General features: G+C 51.9%; 18 protein-coding genes. 5 read left to right on the top strand and 13 right to left on the bottom strand.

Annotation, left to right across the window (positions count from 1 at the left end; all coding sequences use genetic code 11):
• The 8 genes from QLH52_RS09005 to QLH52_RS08970 form a co-directional block, all read right to left on the bottom strand.
• On the bottom strand, positions 1 to 696 hold a 696-nt coding region (locus tag QLH52_RS09005), incomplete at its 3' end, for a class I SAM-dependent methyltransferase (protein WP_319961297.1).
• A gap of 47 nt (positions 697 to 743) precedes the next feature.
• The gene (gene dxs, locus QLH52_RS09000; RefSeq protein WP_319961296.1) at positions 744 to 2,606 is read right to left on the bottom strand and encodes a 1-deoxy-D-xylulose-5-phosphate synthase; all 1,863 of its coding nucleotides are present in this window, start codon (positions 2,604 to 2,606) and stop codon (positions 744 to 746) included.
• A 2-nt stretch (positions 2,607 to 2,608) separates the two neighbouring features.
• Entirely contained in the window at positions 2,609 to 4,240 is a 1,632-nt protein-coding gene (locus QLH52_RS08995; protein ID WP_319961295.1) for a copper resistance D family protein, read from the bottom strand.
• 5 nt (positions 4,241 to 4,245) lie between these two features.
• Positions 4,246 to 4,605: a copper resistance CopC family protein gene (locus QLH52_RS08990; RefSeq protein WP_171696417.1), complete on the bottom strand. Its 360-nt coding sequence runs from the start codon at positions 4,603 to 4,605 to the stop codon at positions 4,246 to 4,248.
• Between the two features lie 10 nt (positions 4,606 to 4,615).
• Positions 4,616 to 6,001 carry an aspartate aminotransferase family protein gene (locus QLH52_RS08985; protein WP_064036956.1) on the bottom strand — a complete coding sequence of 462 codons (1,386 nt, stop codon included), beginning with the start codon at positions 5,999 to 6,001 and terminating at the stop codon, positions 4,616 to 4,618.
• An 83-nt stretch (positions 6,002 to 6,084) separates the two neighbouring features.
• Positions 6,085 to 6,789, bottom strand: coding sequence for a phosphorylase family protein (locus tag QLH52_RS08980; protein ID WP_033159607.1), 705 nt, complete (start codon positions 6,787 to 6,789; stop codon positions 6,085 to 6,087).
• Positions 6,786 to 8,744 carry a squalene--hopene cyclase gene (shc, locus tag QLH52_RS08975; RefSeq protein ID WP_319961294.1) on the bottom strand — a complete coding sequence of 653 codons (1,959 nt, stop codon included), beginning with the start codon at positions 8,742 to 8,744 and terminating at the stop codon, positions 6,786 to 6,788. Before shc ends, QLH52_RS08980 begins: the two co-directional genes overlap by 4 nt.
• A gap of 9 nt (positions 8,745 to 8,753) precedes the next feature.
• Entirely contained in the window at positions 8,754 to 9,845 is a 1,092-nt protein-coding gene (locus QLH52_RS08970; RefSeq protein ID WP_319961293.1) for a phytoene/squalene synthase family protein, read from the bottom strand.
• A gap of 439 nt (positions 9,846 to 10,284) precedes the next feature.
• Between QLH52_RS08970 and hpnH the strand changes: the two genes are divergently transcribed.
• The 3 genes from hpnH to QLH52_RS08955 are packed head-to-tail and all read left to right on the top strand — an operon-like array spanning position 10,285 to position 13,081.
• Complete coding sequence (hpnH, locus tag QLH52_RS08965) at positions 10,285 to 11,388, top strand: adenosyl-hopene transferase HpnH (RefSeq protein WP_205453454.1); 1,104 nt, start codon at positions 10,285 to 10,287, stop codon at positions 11,386 to 11,388.
• A gap of 46 nt (positions 11,389 to 11,434) precedes the next feature.
• Positions 11,435 to 12,040, top strand: a complete 606-nt coding sequence (locus QLH52_RS08960; RefSeq protein WP_101053361.1) for an ABC transporter substrate-binding protein — start codon at positions 11,435 to 11,437, stop codon at positions 12,038 to 12,040.
• Positions 12,041 to 12,061: 21 nt separating this feature from the next.
• A complete protein-coding gene (locus QLH52_RS08955) occupies positions 12,062 to 13,081 on the top strand; it encodes an MlaA family lipoprotein (RefSeq protein ID WP_205453455.1) in 1,020 nt (339 codons plus the stop codon).
• A 42-nt stretch (positions 13,082 to 13,123) separates the two neighbouring features.
• Here QLH52_RS08955 and QLH52_RS08950 read toward each other — a convergent pair whose 3' ends face one another.
• The 4 genes from QLH52_RS08950 to QLH52_RS08935 all read right to left on the bottom strand — a co-directional run bounded on the left by QLH52_RS08950 (position 13,124) and on the right by QLH52_RS08935 (position 16,752).
• Entirely contained in the window at positions 13,124 to 13,639 is a 516-nt protein-coding gene (locus QLH52_RS08950) for an adenine phosphoribosyltransferase (RefSeq protein ID WP_319961292.1), read from the bottom strand.
• Positions 13,640 to 13,654: 15 nt separating this feature from the next.
• Positions 13,655 to 15,514 carry a 1-deoxy-D-xylulose-5-phosphate synthase gene (gene dxs, locus QLH52_RS08945; RefSeq protein ID WP_319961291.1) on the bottom strand — a complete coding sequence of 620 codons (1,860 nt, stop codon included), beginning with the start codon at positions 15,512 to 15,514 and terminating at the stop codon, positions 13,655 to 13,657.
• A 118-nt stretch (positions 15,515 to 15,632) separates the two neighbouring features.
• A complete protein-coding gene (gene ispA / locus QLH52_RS08940) occupies positions 15,633 to 16,526 on the bottom strand; it encodes a (2E,6E)-farnesyl diphosphate synthase (RefSeq protein ID WP_319961290.1) in 894 nt (297 codons plus the stop codon).
• The gene (locus QLH52_RS08935; protein ID WP_020484945.1) at positions 16,519 to 16,752 is read right to left on the bottom strand and encodes an exodeoxyribonuclease VII small subunit; all 234 of its coding nucleotides are present in this window, start codon (positions 16,750 to 16,752) and stop codon (positions 16,519 to 16,521) included. The genes ispA and QLH52_RS08935 overlap by 8 nt, the downstream gene beginning before the upstream one ends.
• A gap of 676 nt (positions 16,753 to 17,428) precedes the next feature.
• Here QLH52_RS08935 and QLH52_RS08930 point away from each other — a divergent pair.
• The gene (locus tag QLH52_RS08930; RefSeq protein ID WP_319961289.1) at positions 17,429 to 17,926 is read left to right on the top strand and encodes a phage tail protein; all 498 of its coding nucleotides are present in this window, start codon (positions 17,429 to 17,431) and stop codon (positions 17,924 to 17,926) included.
• Between the two features lie 234 nt (positions 17,927 to 18,160).
• Positions 18,161 to 20,050, top strand: coding sequence for a DNA topoisomerase IV subunit B (parE, locus tag QLH52_RS08925; protein WP_319961288.1), 1,890 nt, complete (start codon positions 18,161 to 18,163; stop codon positions 20,048 to 20,050).
• Between the two features lie 44 nt (positions 20,051 to 20,094).
• Here the strand turns inward: parE and QLH52_RS08920 are convergent, their stop codons facing one another.
• Positions 20,095 to 20,607 (bottom strand): hypothetical protein, encoded by a 513-nt coding sequence (locus QLH52_RS08920; RefSeq protein ID WP_240348211.1) that lies wholly within the window; start codon positions 20,605 to 20,607, stop codon positions 20,095 to 20,097.
• Positions 20,608 to 20,682: the final 75 nt, after the last annotated feature.

Raw genomic sequence — 20,682 nt, 5'->3', positions numbered from 1 at the left:
ATAAAAAGCCCTTGAAACCGGGGCAAAACGCTTGAAACTCGATGTCATGACCGATTTCAACTCGAAAAAATCACTTACATCGTGGGTAAGGGGAAATATCGACGGGTTTTTCACCAGCCTGCTAGTGTTTAGATATTTTTTCAGCGTCAAGTAACTGAATACCACTAAATGGCGGTGAACAGGTGTATCGGACTCGGTATCCCAGTGAAGTTCATCTGCGCTGACCTTAAAAACTTCCTCCGATTTCAGCAAAATATCCGAGTCGGGGTGTGGGCCGCTAGAGGGCATTTTTCCGGCAAGAATCAGGGCGGCGGTGAAATAAGTGCTAATGTTTGGGGTTAAAAGCACCAGTTTGCCCCCTGGCTTTAATGTTCTATGCGTCTCTTTGAGAAAATGACAGCCATTGAGTAAATGTTCCAAAACAGAAAGCGCGAATACACAGCTGAATTTGTCGTTTTCGAAAGGCAGCTTTTTATTCAGATCGCCCTGCTGAACATTAAGCTGCTTTAACCGGGCCGCATTGACGCTGTCACTATCCCACTCGATGCCGTGATATTGAGTGTGGGTTAAACCTATTTCGGTAGCGAGACGATCAAACCAGTAGCCGCTGTTGGCACCACAGTCAAGACATGCAGCGCCATTCTCTTTTAGTGCCGATACTATTTCCCTGGCCGCCAACGCATACGCTTCCGACATCGTGCGTTGGTACAAGGATTTGAAATAGCTTTGTAACATCTGGCTGTTTACGCACAAACCGCCTGAATCTTAGCCAAGATACCCTTAGTATCCAGGCCGCATAATGCCAGCAACTCCTCGCGGCTGCCTTGCTCGACGAAGCGATCCGGCAGGCCGATGTTCAACACCGGCATCAGAATGTTCTGTGCCTGCAGGAACTCGTTCACCGCACTACCGGCACCGCCGGCAATCACGTTCTCTTCGACCGTGACGATCACATCATGGCTTTTCGCCAGCTTTAGAATCAAGGCTTCATCCAGCGGTTTCACAAAGCGCATATTCACCACCGTCGCGCCCAGTTGCTTGCCGGCTTCCACTGACGGTGTCACCATACTGCCCCAGGCCAGAATCGCAATGTGGCTGCCTTGATGGCGGATTTCGCCCTTGCCGATAGGTAGCTCGGTCAAGGTCTTATCGACCGTCGCCCCCGGCCCCTTGCCGCGCGGATAGCGCACCGAGGCCGGACCATGGTGTTTGAAACCGGTGGTCAGCATCTGCCGGCACTCGTTCTCATCGGCCGGCGCCATCACCAGCATATTCGGAATACAGCGCATATAACTATAATCAAACGCCCCGGCATGGGTCGGACCGTCCGGCCCCACGAGACCCGCTCGATCCAGCGCAAACAACACATCCAGATTCTGCAAAGCGACATCGTGGATTAACTGATCGTAAGCGCGTTGCAAGAAGGTCGAATAAATCGCCACCACCGGCTTCGCGCCCTGACAGGCTTGACCGGCCGCCAAGGTCACCGCATGTTGCTCGGCAATCGCCACATCGAAATAGCGTTTCGGAAACTGCTGGGAAAACGCCACCAAGCCAGAGCCTTCGCGCATCGCTGGGGTAATCCCTAACAGCCGCTCATCCTGCTTGGCCATATCGCACAACCAAGTGCCGAACACTTCCGTATAGGTCGGGTGTGGCGAAGGCGCGGCTTTAGGTAAATAATCCTTGCTCGGATCGAAAGCCGGCACCCCGTGATACGCCAACGGATCTTTCTCCGCCGGTGCATAGCCTTTGCCTTTCTTGGTGACCACATGCAAAAACACCGGCCCGGATAAATCCTTCAACTTCTCTAAAGTCGAAACCAGCATCTCCACATCGTGGCCGTCGATTGGCCCGAAATAATTAAACCCCAACTCCTCGAACAGCGTGCCCGGCACAATCATGCCCTTCACATGCTCTTCTGTCTTACGGGCCAGTTCCCACACCGACGGCATACTAGCCAAGGCCTTCTTACTTTCTTCCCGTACCGACGAATAAAACTTGCTCGACAACACCTTCGTCAGGTAATTATTCATTGCCCCCACTGGCGGCGAAATTGACATATCGTTATCGTTCAGAATCACCAACAGATTGGCATTGACATCGCCGGCATGATTCATCGCTTCATAGGCCATGCCGCCGGTGATCGAACCGTCGCCGATAATGGCGACCATCTTCTTGTCCTCGCCGCGCAACTGCGAGGCAATCGCCATGCCCAGCGCCGCGCTGATCGACGTTGACGAATGGCCCACACCAAACGCATCGTACTCACTCTCCTCGCGCGACGGAAACGCCGACACCCCGCCCAAGGTGCGAATCGTCGGCATCCTATCTTTCCGGCCCGTCAAAATCTTATGCGGATAAGCCTGATGGCCCACATCCCACACCAACTGATCCGAAGGCGTATCGAACACATAATGCAGCGCCACCGTCAGTTCCACCGTGCCCAGGCCTGCCGAGAAATGGCCGCCGGAGATACTGACGGTATGGGTCAGATAGCGACGCAACTCATCGGCCAGGGGTTCGAGTTGTTCAGGCTTCAGGGCCCGAACGTCGGCGGGGGTCTGGATGGTGTCTAGTAACGGAAATTCGTTAGTCTGTTTCATGATCAGTACAGGGGTTCACGATAGAACATCAGGATGACGCCTATCTGGAATAAAGCGAACACTGAAATAAATCCGGCTACGTTTTTACCGGGCGAATCTAGCTTAAGTTCCAGCCAGCGGCCGCAAGCCAGGATCAGCGAGAATACGCCCATCATGGTATGGCCGACCTGAATCAGGAAGGCGGTTTTTGCCTCGAAACCGACATGCGAATGCGCCAACAGCATCATGCCGCCAAAAGCGGCCAGAAGTGGAAACATGTAAGGCATGAAGCCACTGTTGTTGTTCAGCCGTGCTCGCACTTCGATCAAGCCCAGTACAAATACCAATAGCGTGGCGATCCGATGTTGCAGAATTTCGCCATTGTTAAAGGTACTTTCCCAGAAACCGATAGGACCGAGCGGCCAGCTTTCGGCGTCGCTGCGGAAAAACAGGAATACGCCCAATGCCATGAAACCAACCGGCCAGAAACGGGCCCAACGATGGAAGCGATCAGAAAACGACAGCATCGCGAAGAAGCTCATGGTCGCCAGGAAGATGCCGGAAATGTTGTGGTTGTAATCCGACCAGGCAGTAGCAGCTTCCGACGGAATCTGACCGACGATGGCTACCCGTCCGGCTTCGCCGGCAATCAAGGCTTCGTGAGTCGGCGATTCCCAGCGCGGTACGCGCGGATGGAACATGTTCAAGACTTCTTCGAAACTCGCCGTTAAATGCGGAATGTCGACAGCTGGCGGTTGCGAGGCCAAACTGGCTGCAGTGAACAGGATAGTCAGCAGTATCAGGGTTTCCGCTTCGATATAGTAGGGCACGCGAGCGGTCAGGGCATACAGGCTGCGGCTGGTGAAATAGGCATTCACGGCTTGCCGATTCAACCAGGCAAAGCCTAATGCCAGACCCAGCATGATAATTTTTACCAACAACAGATTGCCGTAACCGGCGCCGATGAAGCCTTGGAAAGTGCGGATGTAATACCAGGCTAGCGGCGTGCCGGTGACCAGCAATATGACGACTGCGCCAATGCCCACTGCCGAGAAGCGTTTTAATAACAAAGGCCAAACTTCAACGGCTATGGCATTACGTTTTTTCAAGCCCCATAACGTCAGAATTTGAAATATGCCTCCCACCCAAGTGGCCGCAGCGATCTGATGCGTGACAGTTAACGTCATTAACAGGCCGCGATCCTCCAAACGACTGGCGCCGTGTACCAACCAGGCTGCGGAAATGACCAGCGGCACAATAATCGCCGTGGACAGCACCCAGAATTGTTTGGAGCGTGGATTGCTTTTTAACGCTTGCCGGATGAACACCGCCAAAATAAAAGCGCAGGTAGCGCGCGCTAAACCGGCTTGGAATTGCACGGTTTGGAAAAAAGCCGGGAACGGCGATTTGCCCAAGGTCACGGCCATCAGCCATATTTTCAGGCCGATTTTCGACAATTGGGTGATGACCAGGGCTTTACTGCCGAAATGAATCAGGTTGACGGTTTTGCTCAGCAAGGCCGAGTTATACAGCGCCTCTTCATGCCAGGGGCGCAGGACTAACAGTCCCCACAGCAAGCCACCGATGGTGATGGAATAAAAGGTGAGATCGACGCCGCCTATCAATGAGTCTAAATAATTTGCAATGCCTTCCATGCGGATCACTTAGCCTGTTTGACAAAAAAACGCAGCAGGTCTTCGCTGAGATGACCGTCGGCGGCGAATATTTTTAATTTGATGGCATATTCGCCTGGTTCCAAGGCCGGCAGATGCAGCAAGACTTGGCCGGGTTTTTCGCCCGGCGTGGCCGTAATGGTTTGCATTTTATCCCCGGCACTGACCAGGAATACTTCCGACAAATCCAATTCCACCTTGGAATTGAACGATAGTTCCACGTCACTGGCCAGATTGACCGGCACAGGCTTGAGTTTTAAAGAATTATGCGTGACAACGGCGTGGCCGAAAGCGCTGTTACTGGCGACCAATGCCAAGGCTAACAAAGCAGGTTTGAAAAAATTCATGTAGGGCACCTTATTTTTTGTTTTTCAGAGCATGGCCGGCCAGGTTTTTACCCAGCGTCCAGATCGAACCGGTGACGTTGTGCGTATCGGCGATGGTTTTTTCCACGGAATTGACAATCCAATCGCGGTCTTTTTGAGTCAGCGTTAGCGGCGGTAAAAATTTCACCACGTTCATGCCGTGGCCGGCCACCTGCGCTAGTACCCGATGTTCCTTGAACAGCGGGATCAGGATCATCTGGCAGAACAGGCCTTTGTTCGCAGCTTCCAACATGGCCCAAGCGGCTTTCAATCCCAAGCTTTTCGGGGCATGGAATTCGATGGCAATCATTGAACCTTTGCCGCGCGCTTCTTTCAGAAATTCGTATTTCGGCGCCATCGCGTTGATGGTGGCTATGATGTCTTCACCGACTTTAGCGCTGTTTTCCACCAGTTTTTCTTCGTGAACCACATGCAAGGCAGACAAGCCGGCCGCCATTGCCATATTGTTCTTCGAGAAGGTTGAACCATGCACGACGGCTCGGTCCATGCGGTTGAACACGGTGTCCATGATATGGGTGGTCATGGCGACGCCGCCGACAGGGATGAAGCCGCCGGACAAGGCTTTTGCCATCAAAATCATGTCCGGTTTAACGCCCCAGTGCTCGATGGCCCAGAACTTGCCGGTACGGCCTATGCCGGTCTGAATTTCGTCGGCCACGAACAAGGTGCCGTATTTTTTGCACAAGCGCTCGACTTCCGGCAGGTAGTTATCGTCTGGAATGTTGACGCCTTTACCTTGTATCGGTTCGACAATGAAGGCCGCCACATCTTTGCTGCTCAAGGCTTGTTCCAGTGCGGCCAAGTCATTGAACGGTACGGAAGTACATTCCGGCAATAGTGGGCCGAAACCTTCGCGGAAGATGTGTTCGCCGGTCAGTGACAATGAGCCCATCGTCAGGCCGTGGTAGCCGTGGTCGCAATGGACGATGCGCGAGCGTTTGGTGGTGTAGCGGGCGAATTTGATCGCCGCTTCGACGGCTTCGGTACCGGAATTGCAGAAAAACATTTTTTCCAGATTGTCCGGGCAGGTCGCCAGAATTTCTTTGGCCAGCAGACCGCTGAGCAAGGACACATCCATCTGTACCAGGCTGGGTAATTCCAGCGTCAGGGTTTCTTGCAGAGCTTTGATGATGGTCGGATGGTTGCGTCCCATCGCAAACACGCCGAAACCGCTCAGCAAGTCCAGGTATTCGTTACCGTCTTCGTCGTAAAGATATTGGCCGATCGCTTTTTTATAGTTTCTGTCGTAACCAATGGTACGTAAGACGCGCACCATCTGGTTATTAAGATAATGCTCATGCAGGTCGAATTTCTCGTCGAAATGCTGAGTAAAAAGATCGGCAATGCTAAAAGACATGTAATACCTCGTAAGTGCTTGGTCTATTTCCGGATTACGCTATGTTCCCGCTGCTTAACCCTTCAATAATTCACGGTTTTCTGCTAAAAAACGATGATTTCGTTTAGTTGTTTGGCAATGATTTTCAAGGTTTTTTGCGCGGCATGAAAATGTAAGCCCAACTTGATGAGGCTGGGCGCTTCCCATGGGTGGGTTGCCAAAAAACGCAAGAGTTTGCTGGTTTCTACCTGCCCCTGGCCATTTAAGGCTTGAGTAACCGCTTGGGGTAGGCTCATGCTTACCGGATCGGCAATCGTACGAATTGCTAAGCAAGGTAAGTTTGATTGCTCGGCAATTTTGGCCATGGCGCAGCTTTCCATGTCCAAGGCAATCGCACCGGTTTGTCGGTATAGTTTGTGCTTATCGCTACTGTTGCTGACGATATGGCTGCTTTCAGCCAACTTACCATTGGAAATCGGAAACTGCTTATCCAGCAACTCATGCAGACGCTTACGCCAACGGGGATCAGTATCGAACACCTGTTGTTGCTCCGATAACAACTGCTCGGCCAGCATCAGATCGCCCGGTTTCAATTGCGGCGACAATGCGGCTGCGCAGCCCCAACTGATCAGTTTTTTAGCGCCTTTGGCGATTAACAGGCGCGTGGCCCGCTCCGCATTGACCGGTCCGGCACCGGCAAATGCCAGGAGAATGTTGTCGGCGATTCTGACGCAATCACCCTGGACCAATTTTAGGCGGGTCAGGGTGGAGAGCTCTTCCGGTAAGGCAACAAGAATTCCTATGGTCACTGTTTGGCTAATTCGTTACGGTATCTAGCCAACGCCCACAATGGGAAGAATTTGTCATAGCCGTGATACTTCAAATAAAACACCTTTGGAAAGCCCGGTGCGGTAAAGCAGGGGTCATTCCAAACCCCGTCCGCCTGCTGGCTGCGCAGCAAGAAGTCGATGCCGGCTTTGACTTCCTGGCTGTGGACTTCGCCGGCAGCGATCAAGCCCAACACGGCCCAAGCGGTTTGGAAGGCGGTGCTGAAATGGTAGCGGCCGCGAAATTTCTTATCGTCGTGATAACTCAAGTTGTCTTCACCCCAGCCGCCGTCTTCGCGTTGGACGCTTTTCAGCCACGCCGCAGCTTTGGTGTACATCGGGTCACTTTTCGGTACATCGGTTTGTTCCAGGCCCAGCAAGGCAGACCAGGTGCCGTAAATATAATTGGTGCCCCAGCGGCCGAACCACGAACCGTCGGCTTCTTGATCGCCGCGGATGTATTCGATAGTGCGTTTCAGGGCTGGTAAATATTCGTCGTGATCCTTCGCCACTCGGGCCATCAGCATCGCGCAGCGGGCGCTGACGTCGACAGTCGGTGGGTCGAGCAGGGCGCCGTGGTCGGCGAATGGAATTTCGTTCAGATAGTAATAGGTGTTGTCGACATCGAACGCGCCGTAGCCGCCGTTTTGCGATTGCATACCGACAATCCAGCGTGTCGCTCTGTGAATGGACTCGTCCAATTCAGGTAGATTGGAGTCTGCCATCGCAAAGCCAACAACCGCTGTATCGTCGACATCGGGGTAATGCGGATTGGCAAATTGAAATGCCCAGCCGCCACCAGCCAGATTAGGGCGGCGAACACGCCAATCGCCTGGTTCGTCAGACAGTTGTACGCTCTTGAGCCATTCGTAAGCTTTGCTTAGTTGCGGAGCGTTAGCGGTTTTGTCGGATTCCTGCAGAGCCAATGCCGCCAGTGCCGTATCCCAAACTGGCGATAAGCAGGGTTGGCAATAGGCGTAGTCATCTTTGATAACCAGCAGTTTATCGATTGATTGGCGAGCGATCACCACGTTGGGGTGATCGGCTGGGAAGCCCAGTAACAACATGGCTTGGTAGGCGTTAACCATGGCGGGGAATATGCCGCCCAAACCATCCTCGCCATTCAGGCGTTCGGTAAACCAATCAACGGCTTTTTGAATGGCGTGTTCGCGCATGCGTTGTGGAATCAACGGCTCGGTAACGCGGCCCAGTTTATCCAGGCCTAGGAAGAACTTATTCAGCAGAGTCCGTTCCGGAAAGTAATGTTTTTCCTCGTCCGGATGAACGACAAACAATTCTAAGACGTTGACCTTGTGCGGATTTTTGGCTTTAGCCTTTAGGGTGCACATGATGAACAGCGGTACCATCACGGTGCGTGACCAATAGGATACTTTGTCCAGATGAAACGGAAACCAGCTGGGCAGCAGCATAATTTCCACAGGAATATACGGCACGCCGCGCCAAGGTAATTGTTCGAATATCGCCAGTGCGATTCGGGTGAAGACGTTGGCGCGCGCTGCACCGCCTTGGCTGAGTATCCAGTCTCGTAATTTGACCATATGCGGCGCATCGATGGCGTCGCCGGCCATTTTTAAGGCGTAATAAGCTTTGACGCTACCGCTGATGTCGCCGGGGCCGCCGGTAAATAGCGGATAGCTGCCGTCTTCGGCCTGGCGGCTGCGCAGGTAAACGGCCATTTTGCGCTGCAATTCTTCGTCGATGTCGTCCAGATAGTGCATCATCATGATGTATTCGGACGGGATAGTGCAGTCGGCTTCCAGCTCAAATACCCAATAACCTTCCGGGCTTTGCAAGCTGAGTAGTTTGGCTTGGGCGCGTTCGATGGCGGCATGCAGTAAGCCAAGGCCAGCCGTTTTGCCGGTATTGGCATTGCTGATGTCTTGGCTGCTGGTATCTATATGGGCTTCAGTAAACATAGTGATTCCTTATTGTCCAGTGTGCGATATAGGTGAATAGTGCCAATCCGGCGATTTCAAATTACGGCTGGTCAGGTTAAACAGTAGGGATAGCAGCAAATTGCTGCGCACGGTCAATTTGGTCGCGACAATAGTGGCTTTCACACTATTACGGCTGATTTTGACCTGATTCGATTCGTTGAAATTAAGGTTTGCCTTGATTTTCTTCAAGGTCAGTACGGCCATGCCCAGCGCCCAAAGGCAAAAGTTGCGGATGCCGGTTTCGTGGCTGGGCAGGAGCTGGGTGTAAGTTAATGCATTTTGCAAATGCCCGTGAGCGATAGCCACCAGATGGCTCAGGCCGAGGCGGAATCGCTCGTCGTCGGTTTCCGGCGTCAGTTCGGCCAGATCGAAGCCGGTTTCGGTGAAAATGTCTTGCGGTAACCAGCATACGCCACGTTTGGCGTCGTCCCAAATATCTTTCAGGATATTGGTCATTTGCAGACCTTGACCAAAGGAGACTGAGAGCCTTAATAGTTCTTCGCGATGCGCGGTTATTTCCGGGGAATAATGGCAGAACAACTTTGCCAACATCTCACCGACGCAGCCGGCTACGTAGTAGCAGTAGTCGTCCATGTCTTTCAGGGTTTTCAAGCCGGCATGTAAATCCAACGCCTGATAGACCGGCATGCCGTTCGCCATCGTTTCCACGCAACACGCCAGGGCTTCTATTTGCGGAGCGTCCAGTGAGCGGGTTATGGCAATCACGCGAGGCACCAGCTGGATCAGGCTATGTTCGGCCGGAATGGTTTGCTCCGAGAGCAGTGGAGCCAGCTCGGCGCTGAATACATCTGCGTTATTGCCGGTCTTGACTATGTCTATAAAAGCGCTGCAAAAGTATTTCTTTTGTTCGGCGCTAAGGGATATTTCGTCTTCTATGGTGTCGACAATCCGGCATAGCAAATAAGCATTCGCCACAGCCGGATACAGTTCATCCGGGAGTTGCGGGATAGTTAGCGCAAACGTGCGCGACACGCCTTCAAGCAAGGTGGCTTGCAGTTCGGCGTCGGCTAGTTGTCTGAGCAACTCCGGATTATTGATTAGTGTTTGAGATCCGTTCATCTGTGTCAAGGCTAACTATTAGTTGCCCAAATGATAGACTGTTTGTTGGTGTTTTGCAAAGTGATGTTGCTTTATGGCAAATTTGTCGAAATGGTGCTGGCAAAAGTAATATATGAGTTGGTGTTTCTGATCTTTGTTGTTGTTTTAGAAAAATAATTATGGTTTTTTAGGGGTTAGGCTTTTTTGTGGTTGCTAAGCGGCTTTGTGTGGCTTTCAGGAAATGTGCGCATGTTCTTGTTGTTTTTTGCGTATTTTATCTGGAGTATGTTGTTGGAAAGTGGTATTCTGACCACATCTAATTGTGCGCCTCGAGCCTAATTGATGGTCTAAATTGGCCGCAGCAGGTGTCACTTCTAGGATGGTTATCGGTTTGCGGCTGTTGTTTTTTTGTAACAGCCGTGGTCGCTGGATGTCGTGATAGATTTTGGAGAATAATGCTGTGAGTGTTCCTTTACGTCAGCAATTGGCTGTAGGTAGTTATCTGATCAAGCAAAAGATCAAAGGTGTAAAAAAATATCCTTTGGTTTTGATGCTGGAGCCCCTGTTCAGATGCAATTTAGCATGCGCGGGCTGCGGTAAAATCGATTATCCCGATGATATTCTCGACAAGCGGCTTTCTGTTGAGGAATGTTTGGCTGCGGTTGATGAGTGCGGCGCGCCGATGGTGTCCATTCCAGGTGGCGAACCCTTGATTCATAAAGAAATGCCGCAGATCGTGGCCGGTATCGTTGCTAGAAAGAAGTTTGTTTATCTGTGCACCAACGCTTTGCTGTTAAGAAAACGGATTAACGATTACACGCCCTCGCCTTATCTAACCTTTTCCGTGCATCTGGATGGTTTAAAAGAGCGGCATGATACTTCCGTTTGCCAGGAAGGGGTTTTCGACATCGCTGTCGAAGCGATCAAATTGGCCTTGGGTAAAGGCTTTAGGGTCACCGTTAACTGCACCCTGTTCCAAGGCGAAACCCCGCAAGAAGTGGCGGAGTTTTTGGATTACGCGATGGAGTTGGGTGTAGAAGGCGTCACTATTGCGCCTGGATTCAGCTATGAGCGCGCGCCTAAGCAGGACGTGTTTATTAAAGGCCTTGACGTTAAAAACCTGTTTCGCGGTATTTTCAAAATCGGCAAGAACCGTAAGTGGAAATTGAACCATTCGTCGCTGTATTTGGATTATCTGGCCGGCAATCAGAATTACGACTGTACGCCATGGGGTAATCCAACGCGCAACGTATTCGGCTGGCAAAAACCTTGCTATTTGTTGGCTGACGAAGGTAATGCTAATTCCTTTCAAGAGTTGCTGGATGACACGCCTTGGGACAAATACGGTACGGTGAAAAACCCTAAATGCGCTAATTGCATGGCGCATTGCGGCTACGAAGCAACAGCGGTTGAGGATACCTTGGCGCATCCATTGAAAGCTTTGTGGGCAGCGGTGCGTGGTCCCAAAACCTCCGGCGAAATGGTTGCTGAAAAGCAGCCTGAGTTTGTTGCTTCTTTCAAAAAGTCGGCAATTTCCGAGATTCCGGTAAAAGTAGAGTCTTAAGACTAACCCTGGAAGTCATCCTCATTAACAGGTTTTTATAACGATTATGTTTAAAAAATTGTATTTCAGTCTTAGTTTGCTAATGCTTGTCTGCCTGTCGTCCTTGGCTAATGCTGAAGAGATTTCTGCTCGTCAGGTTGTCGAAGAGTTTCAAAATCAGCTGCTGAGCGTAATGAAAGCCGGCAAAGAGCTTGGCTTTCAAGGGCGCTACGACAAACTGGATGTGGCGGTAAAAAAGAGCCATGATTTGCCTAAAATCGCCAGAATCGTGGTGGGCAAGCAATGGGAAGAGTTGACAACGGAGCAGCAGAATAAACTGGAAAGCGTATTCAGCAAGCTTAGTGTGTCGGCATATGCTCATAACTTTAAAGACTATTCGGGCGAATCGTTTACCTTTGCTTCTGAAGAGGAGACCGGTAGGGGGGGCGTGGTGATTCATACCAACTTGCATATTCCCGGCGAAAAGGATGTCAAGTTCGATTATATGATGAAGAAAAAAGACGATGGCTGGCAAATTATCAATATAATAGCCGATGGCGTCAGTGATTTGGCATTGAAAAGATCGGATTACACTAGTGTACTAAGCCGTGATGGCTTTGATGCCTTGATCGTTAAAATCACTGAGAAAATTGAAAGTTACGCAAAGCAATAAGTTTGTTAGGAATCGTCAGTAATGTATAGCCCTCGTTATCAAGGCAGCAGCCAAGCATCCCTGTTTTGGGTGGTGTTATTTTCAAGCGCATTATCGGTAACCGGGTGTGCTACCACGGATAAGCATCCGGTCGATGCTAACAGAGCGTCTAAAGCTAAGTCAGACGCAGCGGATCCTTACGAGGGTTTCAATCGCTCCATGTACGGTTTTAACATGGGCTTGGATAAGCATTTGCTGAAGCCCATCGCTAATGGGTATAAGACTGTAACGCCCAATTTCATGCAAACTGGAGTTAGCAATTTTTTTACCAATCTTAAAGGTATCAATGTTGTTTTGAACGATGTTCTGCAAGGTAAGTTTGAACAAGGGGCTTCCGATACTGGGCGGTTCCTGACCAATTCCACGGTGGGTTTGCTCGGTTTGTTTGATGTGGCCAGCGATCTAGGCTTGCAAAATAATGTTGAGGATTTTGGGCAAACGCTCGCGGTCTGGGGGGTCGATCAAGGCCCTTATTTGGTGCTGCCGGTTTTGGGGCCGACTACGGTGCGTGACGGCGCGGCAATTGTGGTGGATAAAGCCGCCAATCCAGGAACTTACGTGCCGGGTACCGGTATTGTAGAAGGGATTAACGATAGGGCGAATGCCGAAGGCGCGTTGAATTTTATCGACGAAGCAGCGTTGGATCCTTATGTGTTTACCCGTGAGTCATTTTTGCAATATCGCAAGAACCTGATTAATGACGGCAAGAGTAATTCGACTGACTACGATCTCGATATAGACGCGGATGTCGATGTTGGTGAAATTTCTTCAGCAAAGCCTAAAGAAACTAGTGCGACGCAAAAACCAAAAGCCGATACAGCCAAAAAACTACCCGGTCACGTGCAAAATGGCATTGAGGTAGTTCCTGGCAACGTAAAGCCCAGTGGTGCGGCGTTCGATAGCATGTCCAAATCGTTCGATAATGCTGCTTTGGAATTTGAAAAAGCCTCGGACAAAATGGACCAAATGAGTAAAAAAAAAAGACCGCTTAATCGCCGTTAAATTTGTTTGAAGAGACGCAGGGAGGCGTCTCTGTAGTATTTCTCAGTAATGTAGCAAGGCATGCACTTCGTAGTTACCCAGTTTTTCCCGCCCTTGTAAGAAGTCCAGTTCCACCACAAAAGCACAGGCTACCACGGTAGCGCCCAGCTTTTCGATCAGTTCGCAACTAGCCTTGGCGGTCCCGCCAGTGGCTAATAGATCGTCGATCAACAACACCTTGTCGTTACTGTCCACTGCATCGATATGCACTTCCAGTTCAGCCGAGCCGTATTCCAGGTCGTAAGAAACGCTTTGTACATCATAAGGTAGTTTGCCGGGTTTACGGAGTGGGATAAACGGAATACCCAGTTCCCAGGCCACCAGCGAACCGAAAATAAAGCCGCGTGCTTCCATACCGGCCACTGCGGTGATGTCGCGGCCTAAGAAAGGATGTAGCAGTTGATGGACCGCTAGACGTAATGTGGCTGGGTCTTTGACCAGCGGTGTTATATCTTTGAAGATAATGCCGGGTTTTGGAAAATCCGGAATATCCCGAATCTTGTTTCTCAATCTATCCATTTCTAACCTCCGGATTTACGCACAAACCGCCTGAATCTTAGCCAAGATACCCTTAGTATCGAGCCCGCATAATGCCAGCAATTCCTCGCGGCTGCCTTGCTCGACGAAGCGATCCGGCAGGCCGATGTTCAACACCGGCATCAGAATGTTCTGTGCCTGCAGGAACTCGTTCACCGCACTACCGGCACCGCCGGCAATCACGTTCTCTTCGACCGTGACGATCACATCATGGCTTTTCGCCAGCTTTAGAATCAAGGCTTCATCCAGCGGTTTCACAAAGCGCATATTCACCACCGTCGCGCCCAGTTGCTTGCCGGCTTCCACTGACGGTGTCACCATACTGCCCCAGGCCAGAATCGCAATGTGGCTGCCTTGATGGCGGATTTCGCCCTTGCCGATAGGTAGCTCGGTCAAGGTCTTATCGACCGTCGCCCCCGGCCCCTTGCCGCGCGGATAGCGCACCGAGGCCGGACCATGGTGTTTGAAACCGGTGGTCAGCATCTGCCGGCACTCGTTCTCATCGGCCGGCGCCATCACCAGCATATTCGGAATACAGCGCATATAACTATAATCAAACGCCCCGGCATGGGTCGGACCGTCCGGCCCCACGAGACCCGCTCGATCCAGCGCAAACAACACATCCAGATTCTGCAAAGCGACATCGTGGATTAACTGATCGTAAGCGCGTTGCAAGAAGGTCGAATAAATCGCCACCACCGGCTTCGCGCCCTGACAGGCTTGACCGGCCGCCAAGGTCACCGCATGTTGCTCGGCAATCGCCACATCGAAATAGCGTTTCGGAAACTGCTGGGAAAACGCCACCAAGCCAGAGCCTTCGCGCATCGCTGGGGTAATCCCTAACAGCCGCTCATCCTGCTTGGCCATATCGCACAACCAAGTGCCGAACACTTCCGTATAGGTCGGGTGTGGCGAAGGCGCGGCTTTAGGTAAATAATCCTTGCTCGGATCGAAAGCCGGCACCCCGTGATACGCCAACGGATCTTTCTCCGCCGGTGCATAGCCTTTGCCTTTCTTGGTGACCACATGCAAAAACACCGGCCCGGATAAATCCTTCAACTTCTCTAAAGTCGAAACCAGCATCTCCACATCGTGGCCGTCGATTGGCCCGAAATAATTAAACCCCAACTCCTCGAACAGCGTGCCCGGCACAATCATGCCCTTCACATGCTCTTCTGTCTTACGGGCCAGTTCCCACACCGACGGCATACTAGCCAAGGCCTTCTTACTTTCTTCCCGTACCGACGAATAAAACTTGCTCGACAACACCTTCGTCAGGTAATTATTCATTGCCCCCACTGGCGGCGAAATTGACATATCGTTATCGTTCAGAATCACCAACAGATTGGCATTGACATCGCCGGCATGATTCATCGCTTCATAGGCCATGCCGCCGGTGATCGAACCGTCGCCGATAATGGCGACCATCTTCTTGTCCTCGCCGCGCAACTGCGAGGCAATCGCCATGCCCAGCGCCGCGCTGATCGACGTTGACGAATGGCCCACACCAAACGCATCGTACTCACTCTCCTCGCGCGACGGAAACGCCGACACCCCGCCCAAGGTGCGAATCGTCGGCATCCTATCTTTCCGGCCCGTCAAAATCTTATGCGGATAAGCCTGATGGCCCACATCCCACACCAACTGATCCGAAGGCGTATCGAACACATAATGCAGCGCCACCGTCAGTTCCACCGTGCCCAGGCCTGCCGAGAAATGGCCGCCGGAGATACTGACGGTATGGGTCAGATAGCGACGCAACTCATCGGCCAGGGGTTCGAGTTGTTCAGGCTTCAGGGCCCGAACGTCGGCGGGGGTCTGGATGGTATTGAGGAGCGGGAAATCAGAGGCTGTCATGGGTTAAAAAATTCCTTTATATGTTTGCGCCACAATATTCCGCGCCAGCCCAGTAGACGCAAGCTGAAAACCGGAAGGATTGTGGCGCAAGAAGTATAAATCGTGCAGTTCGCTACGCTTAGTGCGTACGTTCGATGATATACAGCGACAAATCGCGTAACAAATCCGCTTCGCTGCCAAAGCCGGTTAGGCTGGCGACGGCTTGTTCATGCAGCTCCTGAGCTTTTTCCTTGGCGCCGGCCATTCCCAGTAGTGCCGGGTAAGTCGGTTTGTCGTTATCGACGTCCTTTCCCTGAGTTTTGCCCAAAGTGGCCGTGTCGCTTTCCACATCCAGAATGTCGTCTTTGACTTGGAAGGACAGGCCTATGCATTTGGCGTAGTGATCCAGCTTTTTAGCTACATCCACATCCAGGTCTGGTTTGGATAAAGCCGCCAGATTGACGCTGGCGCGAATCAACGCGCCGGTCTTGTGGATGTGCATGTTTTCCAGTTCCGGCAGAGTCAGCTTGCGGCCGACAGAACCCAAGTCGATGGCTTGGCCGCCAACCATGCCTTGCGAGCCGCTGGCGCGGGTCAATGCCGCGATCATTTTGACTCGGGCTTCCGCGCCGGCCTGAATGGCTGGGTCGTTGGCTAATATGTCAAAAGCCAGTGCTTGCAATGCATCGCCAGCCAGAATCGCCGTCGCTTCGTCGTAAGCCTTATGGCAGGTCGGTTTGCCGCGGCGTAAGTCGTCGTTGTCCATCGCCGGCAAATCGTCATGAATTAAGGAGTAAACATGGATAAATTCCACCGCACAAGCCTGAGCGTCCAGCAGGTCTTCACTCAAGCCCAAGGCTTGGCCGGTGGCATAAGTCAGCAACGGGCGTGTGCGTTTGCCGCCGTCCAGTACGCTGTAACGCATGGCTTGATGCAAGGTTTGCGGCAGAATGTTCTCGCCGGGTAGCCGGGCGTCCAACGCCCGTTCGACGCGGTTCTGGCAGGCGGTAAGGTAGGCTTTTAAGTTACTCATCGGTGAATGGCTCCAAAGTTTGCTGGCCGTTTTTTTCTAATAAAATTTGGACTTTCTGCTCGGCGTCTTGCAGCGCTTGCTGGCAGGTGCGGGTTAATCTGATGCCGCGTTCGAAGGATTTTAAGGACTCTTCCAGAGAAATATCGCCGCGTTCCATTTGCTCGACCAATTTCTCCAGTTCTTCCATCGCTTCCTCAAATTGGGATGCGCTTTTACGTCTCGACATATTATAAATGTGGCTCGCGGTGCTCAAAAAATGACCAAGCATTATAGTATGAATTGCTCTGCCATTGAGTTTGGATTGCATCTGTTGTTTTCGATTTAGTGGCAGCAATTCGGTTCGTTCAGTTGTTCGCTAACACTGAGGCGTCAGCGGCTGCAGTTACAGTGACATTTTTGAGGTTGCCCAGGTTTGCCTGGATTCCAAGGCTCCAGCTTCCCGAGCCATTCACATGCTCCGAACCTAAACACTCAGCGGGGGGCATCCGAAATGTCACGTTGCAATTATCCCTATCCCGTGTCCACCTGAACCGCTCTCCGCTTACGCCATTATGCGATAGCTTTTACGCCGCTCGGTACGAACCGTTCGCAAGCCAGACCAATTAACCTTTCGAAGTTTTACGATATTTCGTGCAAAAAACGATATGCCGTGGGCGATAGGTTGTATCGGCGGTCCTGTTTATCGATGGCGGTTTAAAAATAATTGTTTTTATTCAATGATTTATTTTGTTGTTACTTGGGTTTTTGGAAAGTGGCATTCCATTTGCCATTACAAGTCGAAGTTCATCGATTTTTACGACAGTTTGTTTAAACATCGGATCGGTGACTTTCTTCTAAACCAAATTATCGAACCGTTCGGCCGCCGTTTAGGCTCACCGAATCAAACTTTTTGAGGATATGTCATGAAAACAACCAGTCGTTTTATCAGCGTTTTATTCGGTGCAGTCGTGGTCTCGTCAGCCAGCGGCGGAGCCGTTGAGAATGTCATAGACAATTCCGCCCCGTTGGTCTATTACGAATTCAGCGCCGGAGGAGTCACCACTTATTTCACCGATTGCAAAGGCATGGGTTCGCAGAACGAAGTGGAGCAAACCAGGGTTAGTGCGCGGGGAGAGAACCTTACAGTTAAGATACCCGGACGCTTATCGGCTAAAAATATTACCTGCAGTAAAGGTTTGACCAAGTCGATGGATCTCTGGACTTGGCGACAACAGTTTGTCAGCGGTAGGTCAGGCCGGTCGCGGGTCGATGCGACGCTGATAGCCTATGACCAGGCGATGACGCCCATCGCGGAGTGGAGCTTCAATGGCTTGTGGCCTGCTGCTATCGATTTCAACGAAACAACGCCCGGCAAAGAAACCATCGTGTTCGCCGCTGACCAAGTTCTACGTATGCGCTGATCGAAACCGGGGCTGGCGCCAAACAGTTGGCTTGTCGTCAAAAATCGGTGGCGGCGCCCTGGAAAACGCCATGGGTCGGGCTTTTCCAGTGCTTAGGTAATTTCAGATGGCGCTTGCGGAAGTCGAGGCATGGTGAGCCGAGTGATGAGGACCGGCTTTCCTGAGCCTCCCTGGCGCGCGTTGCTGACATATAATGGTCGGCCGACACTCTGTTATTACCTATTACGAGACATCATGACCCAAGAATATAACGCGGCCGCTATAGAAGTACTGAGCGGCCTGGACCCGGTGCGCAAGCGCCCAGGTATGTATACCGATACCACCCGCCCCAACCATTTGGTGCAGGAAGTGGTGGACAACAGCGTAGACGAAGCCTTGGCCGGCCATGCCGACACCATCAATGTGGTGCTGTATAAAGACGGCTCGGTACGGGTGGATGATAACGGACGGGGCATGCCGGTGGACATACATCCCGAGCAGGGCATCCCCGGCGTGGAAGTGATTCTGACCCAACTGCATGCCGGCGGTAAATTCTCCAACAAAAACTATCAATTTTCCGGCGGCCTGCACGGTGTCGGTGTGTCGGTAGTGAATGCCCTGTCGGAAAAACTGCTGGTTGAGATCAAGCGTGGCGGCGGTGTCTATCAAATGGAATTTGCCGGCGGCGACAAGGTTGGCGAATTACAGCAAAGCGGTACGGTCGGTAAAAACAACACCGGTACTAGCGTGCATTTTTGGCCGGATGGTAAATATTTCGATTCCAATCGGGTATCGGTCAGCAAGCTCAAACATGTGCTGCGCGCCAAGGCCGTGTTGTGTCCGGGGTTGAAAATTACTTTAAATTCCGAACTCAGCGACGAGCAGTTCGAATGGTGTTACCAGAACGGCTTGCAGGAATATCTGCTGGATAGAGTCGGCGATGCCGAGATTTTTCCGCAACCGCCGTTCATGGCCAATATGGCGGCCAGCAACGAAGCGGTGGAATGGGGCATTGTCTGGACGCCGGACAGTTTGCCGGAAACCATCGCCGAAAGTTATGTGAATCTGGTGCCGACTGCCCAAGGCGGTACTCATGTTAACGGCCTGCGCGCTGGCTTGACCGAAGCGATGCGCGAATTTCTGGATTTTCGTAACCTCTTGCCGCGCGGCGTGAAAATCGCCCCGGAAGACGTTTGGGAAAGCTGCCATTTTGTATTGTCGGTAAAACTGGAAGACCCGCAATTTTCCGGGCAAACCAAGGAAAGGCTGAGTTCGCGCGAATGCGTGACCTTTGTATCCGGCGTCGCCAAAGATACGTTCAGCCTGTGGCTGAATCAGCATCCGCAGGAAGGCGAAAAGATCGCTGAAATCATCCTGGCCAGTGCCCAGAAACGCCTTAGAGCCGGCAAGAAAATTGTCCGCAAGAAAATCACCAGCGGCCCGGCTTTGCCCGGTAAATTGGCGGATTGTTCCGGACAGGATCTGAGCCGGACAGAGCTGTTCCTGGTCGAGGGCGATTCGGCCGGTGGCTCGGCCAAGCAGGCGCGGGACCGCGAATTCCAGGCCATCATGCCGTTGCGCGGTAAAATTCTGAATACTTGGGAAGTCGATTCCGGCGAGGTGATGGCTTCGCAGGAGGTACACGACATCGCGGTGGCGCTGGGTATAGAGCCGGACAGCAACGACCTGCAAAACTTGCGCTACGGCAAGATCTGCATCCTGGCCGACGCCGACTCCGACGGCAACCACATTGCGACTCTGATTTGCGCGCTGTTTTACCAGCATTTCAACGCGCTGGTCAGGGCAGGGCATGTATTCGTAGCAATGCCGCCGCTGTACCGGATCGACGTCGGCAAGAAGGTGTTTTATGCGCTGGACGAGTCGGAACGCTTGGGTGTGTTGGCGCGCATCGAAGCCGAGAAACTCACCGGCAAGATCAACATCCAGCGCTTTAAAGGCTTGGGCGAGATGAATCCCTCGCAATTGCGGGAAACCACGATGAATCCCGACACCCGCCGCCTGGTGCAGTTAACGGTAGCCGAAAACGACGATACCCGCGAACAGATGGATCTGTTATTGGCGAAGAAGCGTGCCGGCGATAGGAAAAGCTGGCTGGAAGATCGGGGCAACTTAGCGCAAATATAATCGACACTCTGGCCGGAGTTAGAGGGCTCCGGCTGGCTTGACCGTCAAATATCCATCAACAGCATTGGAATGCCGTAGGTCAGTATGAAGTAACTAAATGCGTAAACTACGCTGACGCTGGTTGGGTAACTGAAGAAAGCCCGAAAGATATAGCTGACGATGGAGATATACCAGACAACCAAAAACACCGCGATGCCTATGCCAATTTCTTCGCGGTAGATATGGTGTTGCAATACCAGCCAATAGTCGAGCGCCTCGGCAGCGACAGCCAAGGTCATGATGAAATTCTCGCAGACGAAAATCGAGGTATACAATTGGTTGAAGCAGCCCCATTTTTTTTCCATCAGCAATAAGATCGCCACCGAGCCGAAGGCCATGGTGGTGCGACCTAAAACTTCCAAGGTGCCGTCCGCCGGATCGGAGATTAAGCCTTCAACGATCATCCCGGAAATCAGATAGAACGCCACGTTTTTCCACATAAACGAGTTAGGCGGGACTAACTCGGACGGGTTGTTCAGAAACCAGCAAGAGGATAGATACTTCAGGAGTAAATTCATAATCGACACTTATATTCGATAAAAGCAGGTTTTATCGAATTGAAAAAACCGTCCATTATAGACGGGCGGCAGATT

This window comes from Methylomonas defluvii (assembly GCF_033949435.1).
In the GTDB taxonomy this organism is placed as follows: Bacteria; Pseudomonadota; Gammaproteobacteria; order Methylococcales; family Methylomonadaceae; genus Methylomonas; species Methylomonas defluvii.
The sequence above is the reverse complement of the archived record's forward strand: the minus strand, read 5'-3'. Positions and strand labels throughout refer to the sequence as shown.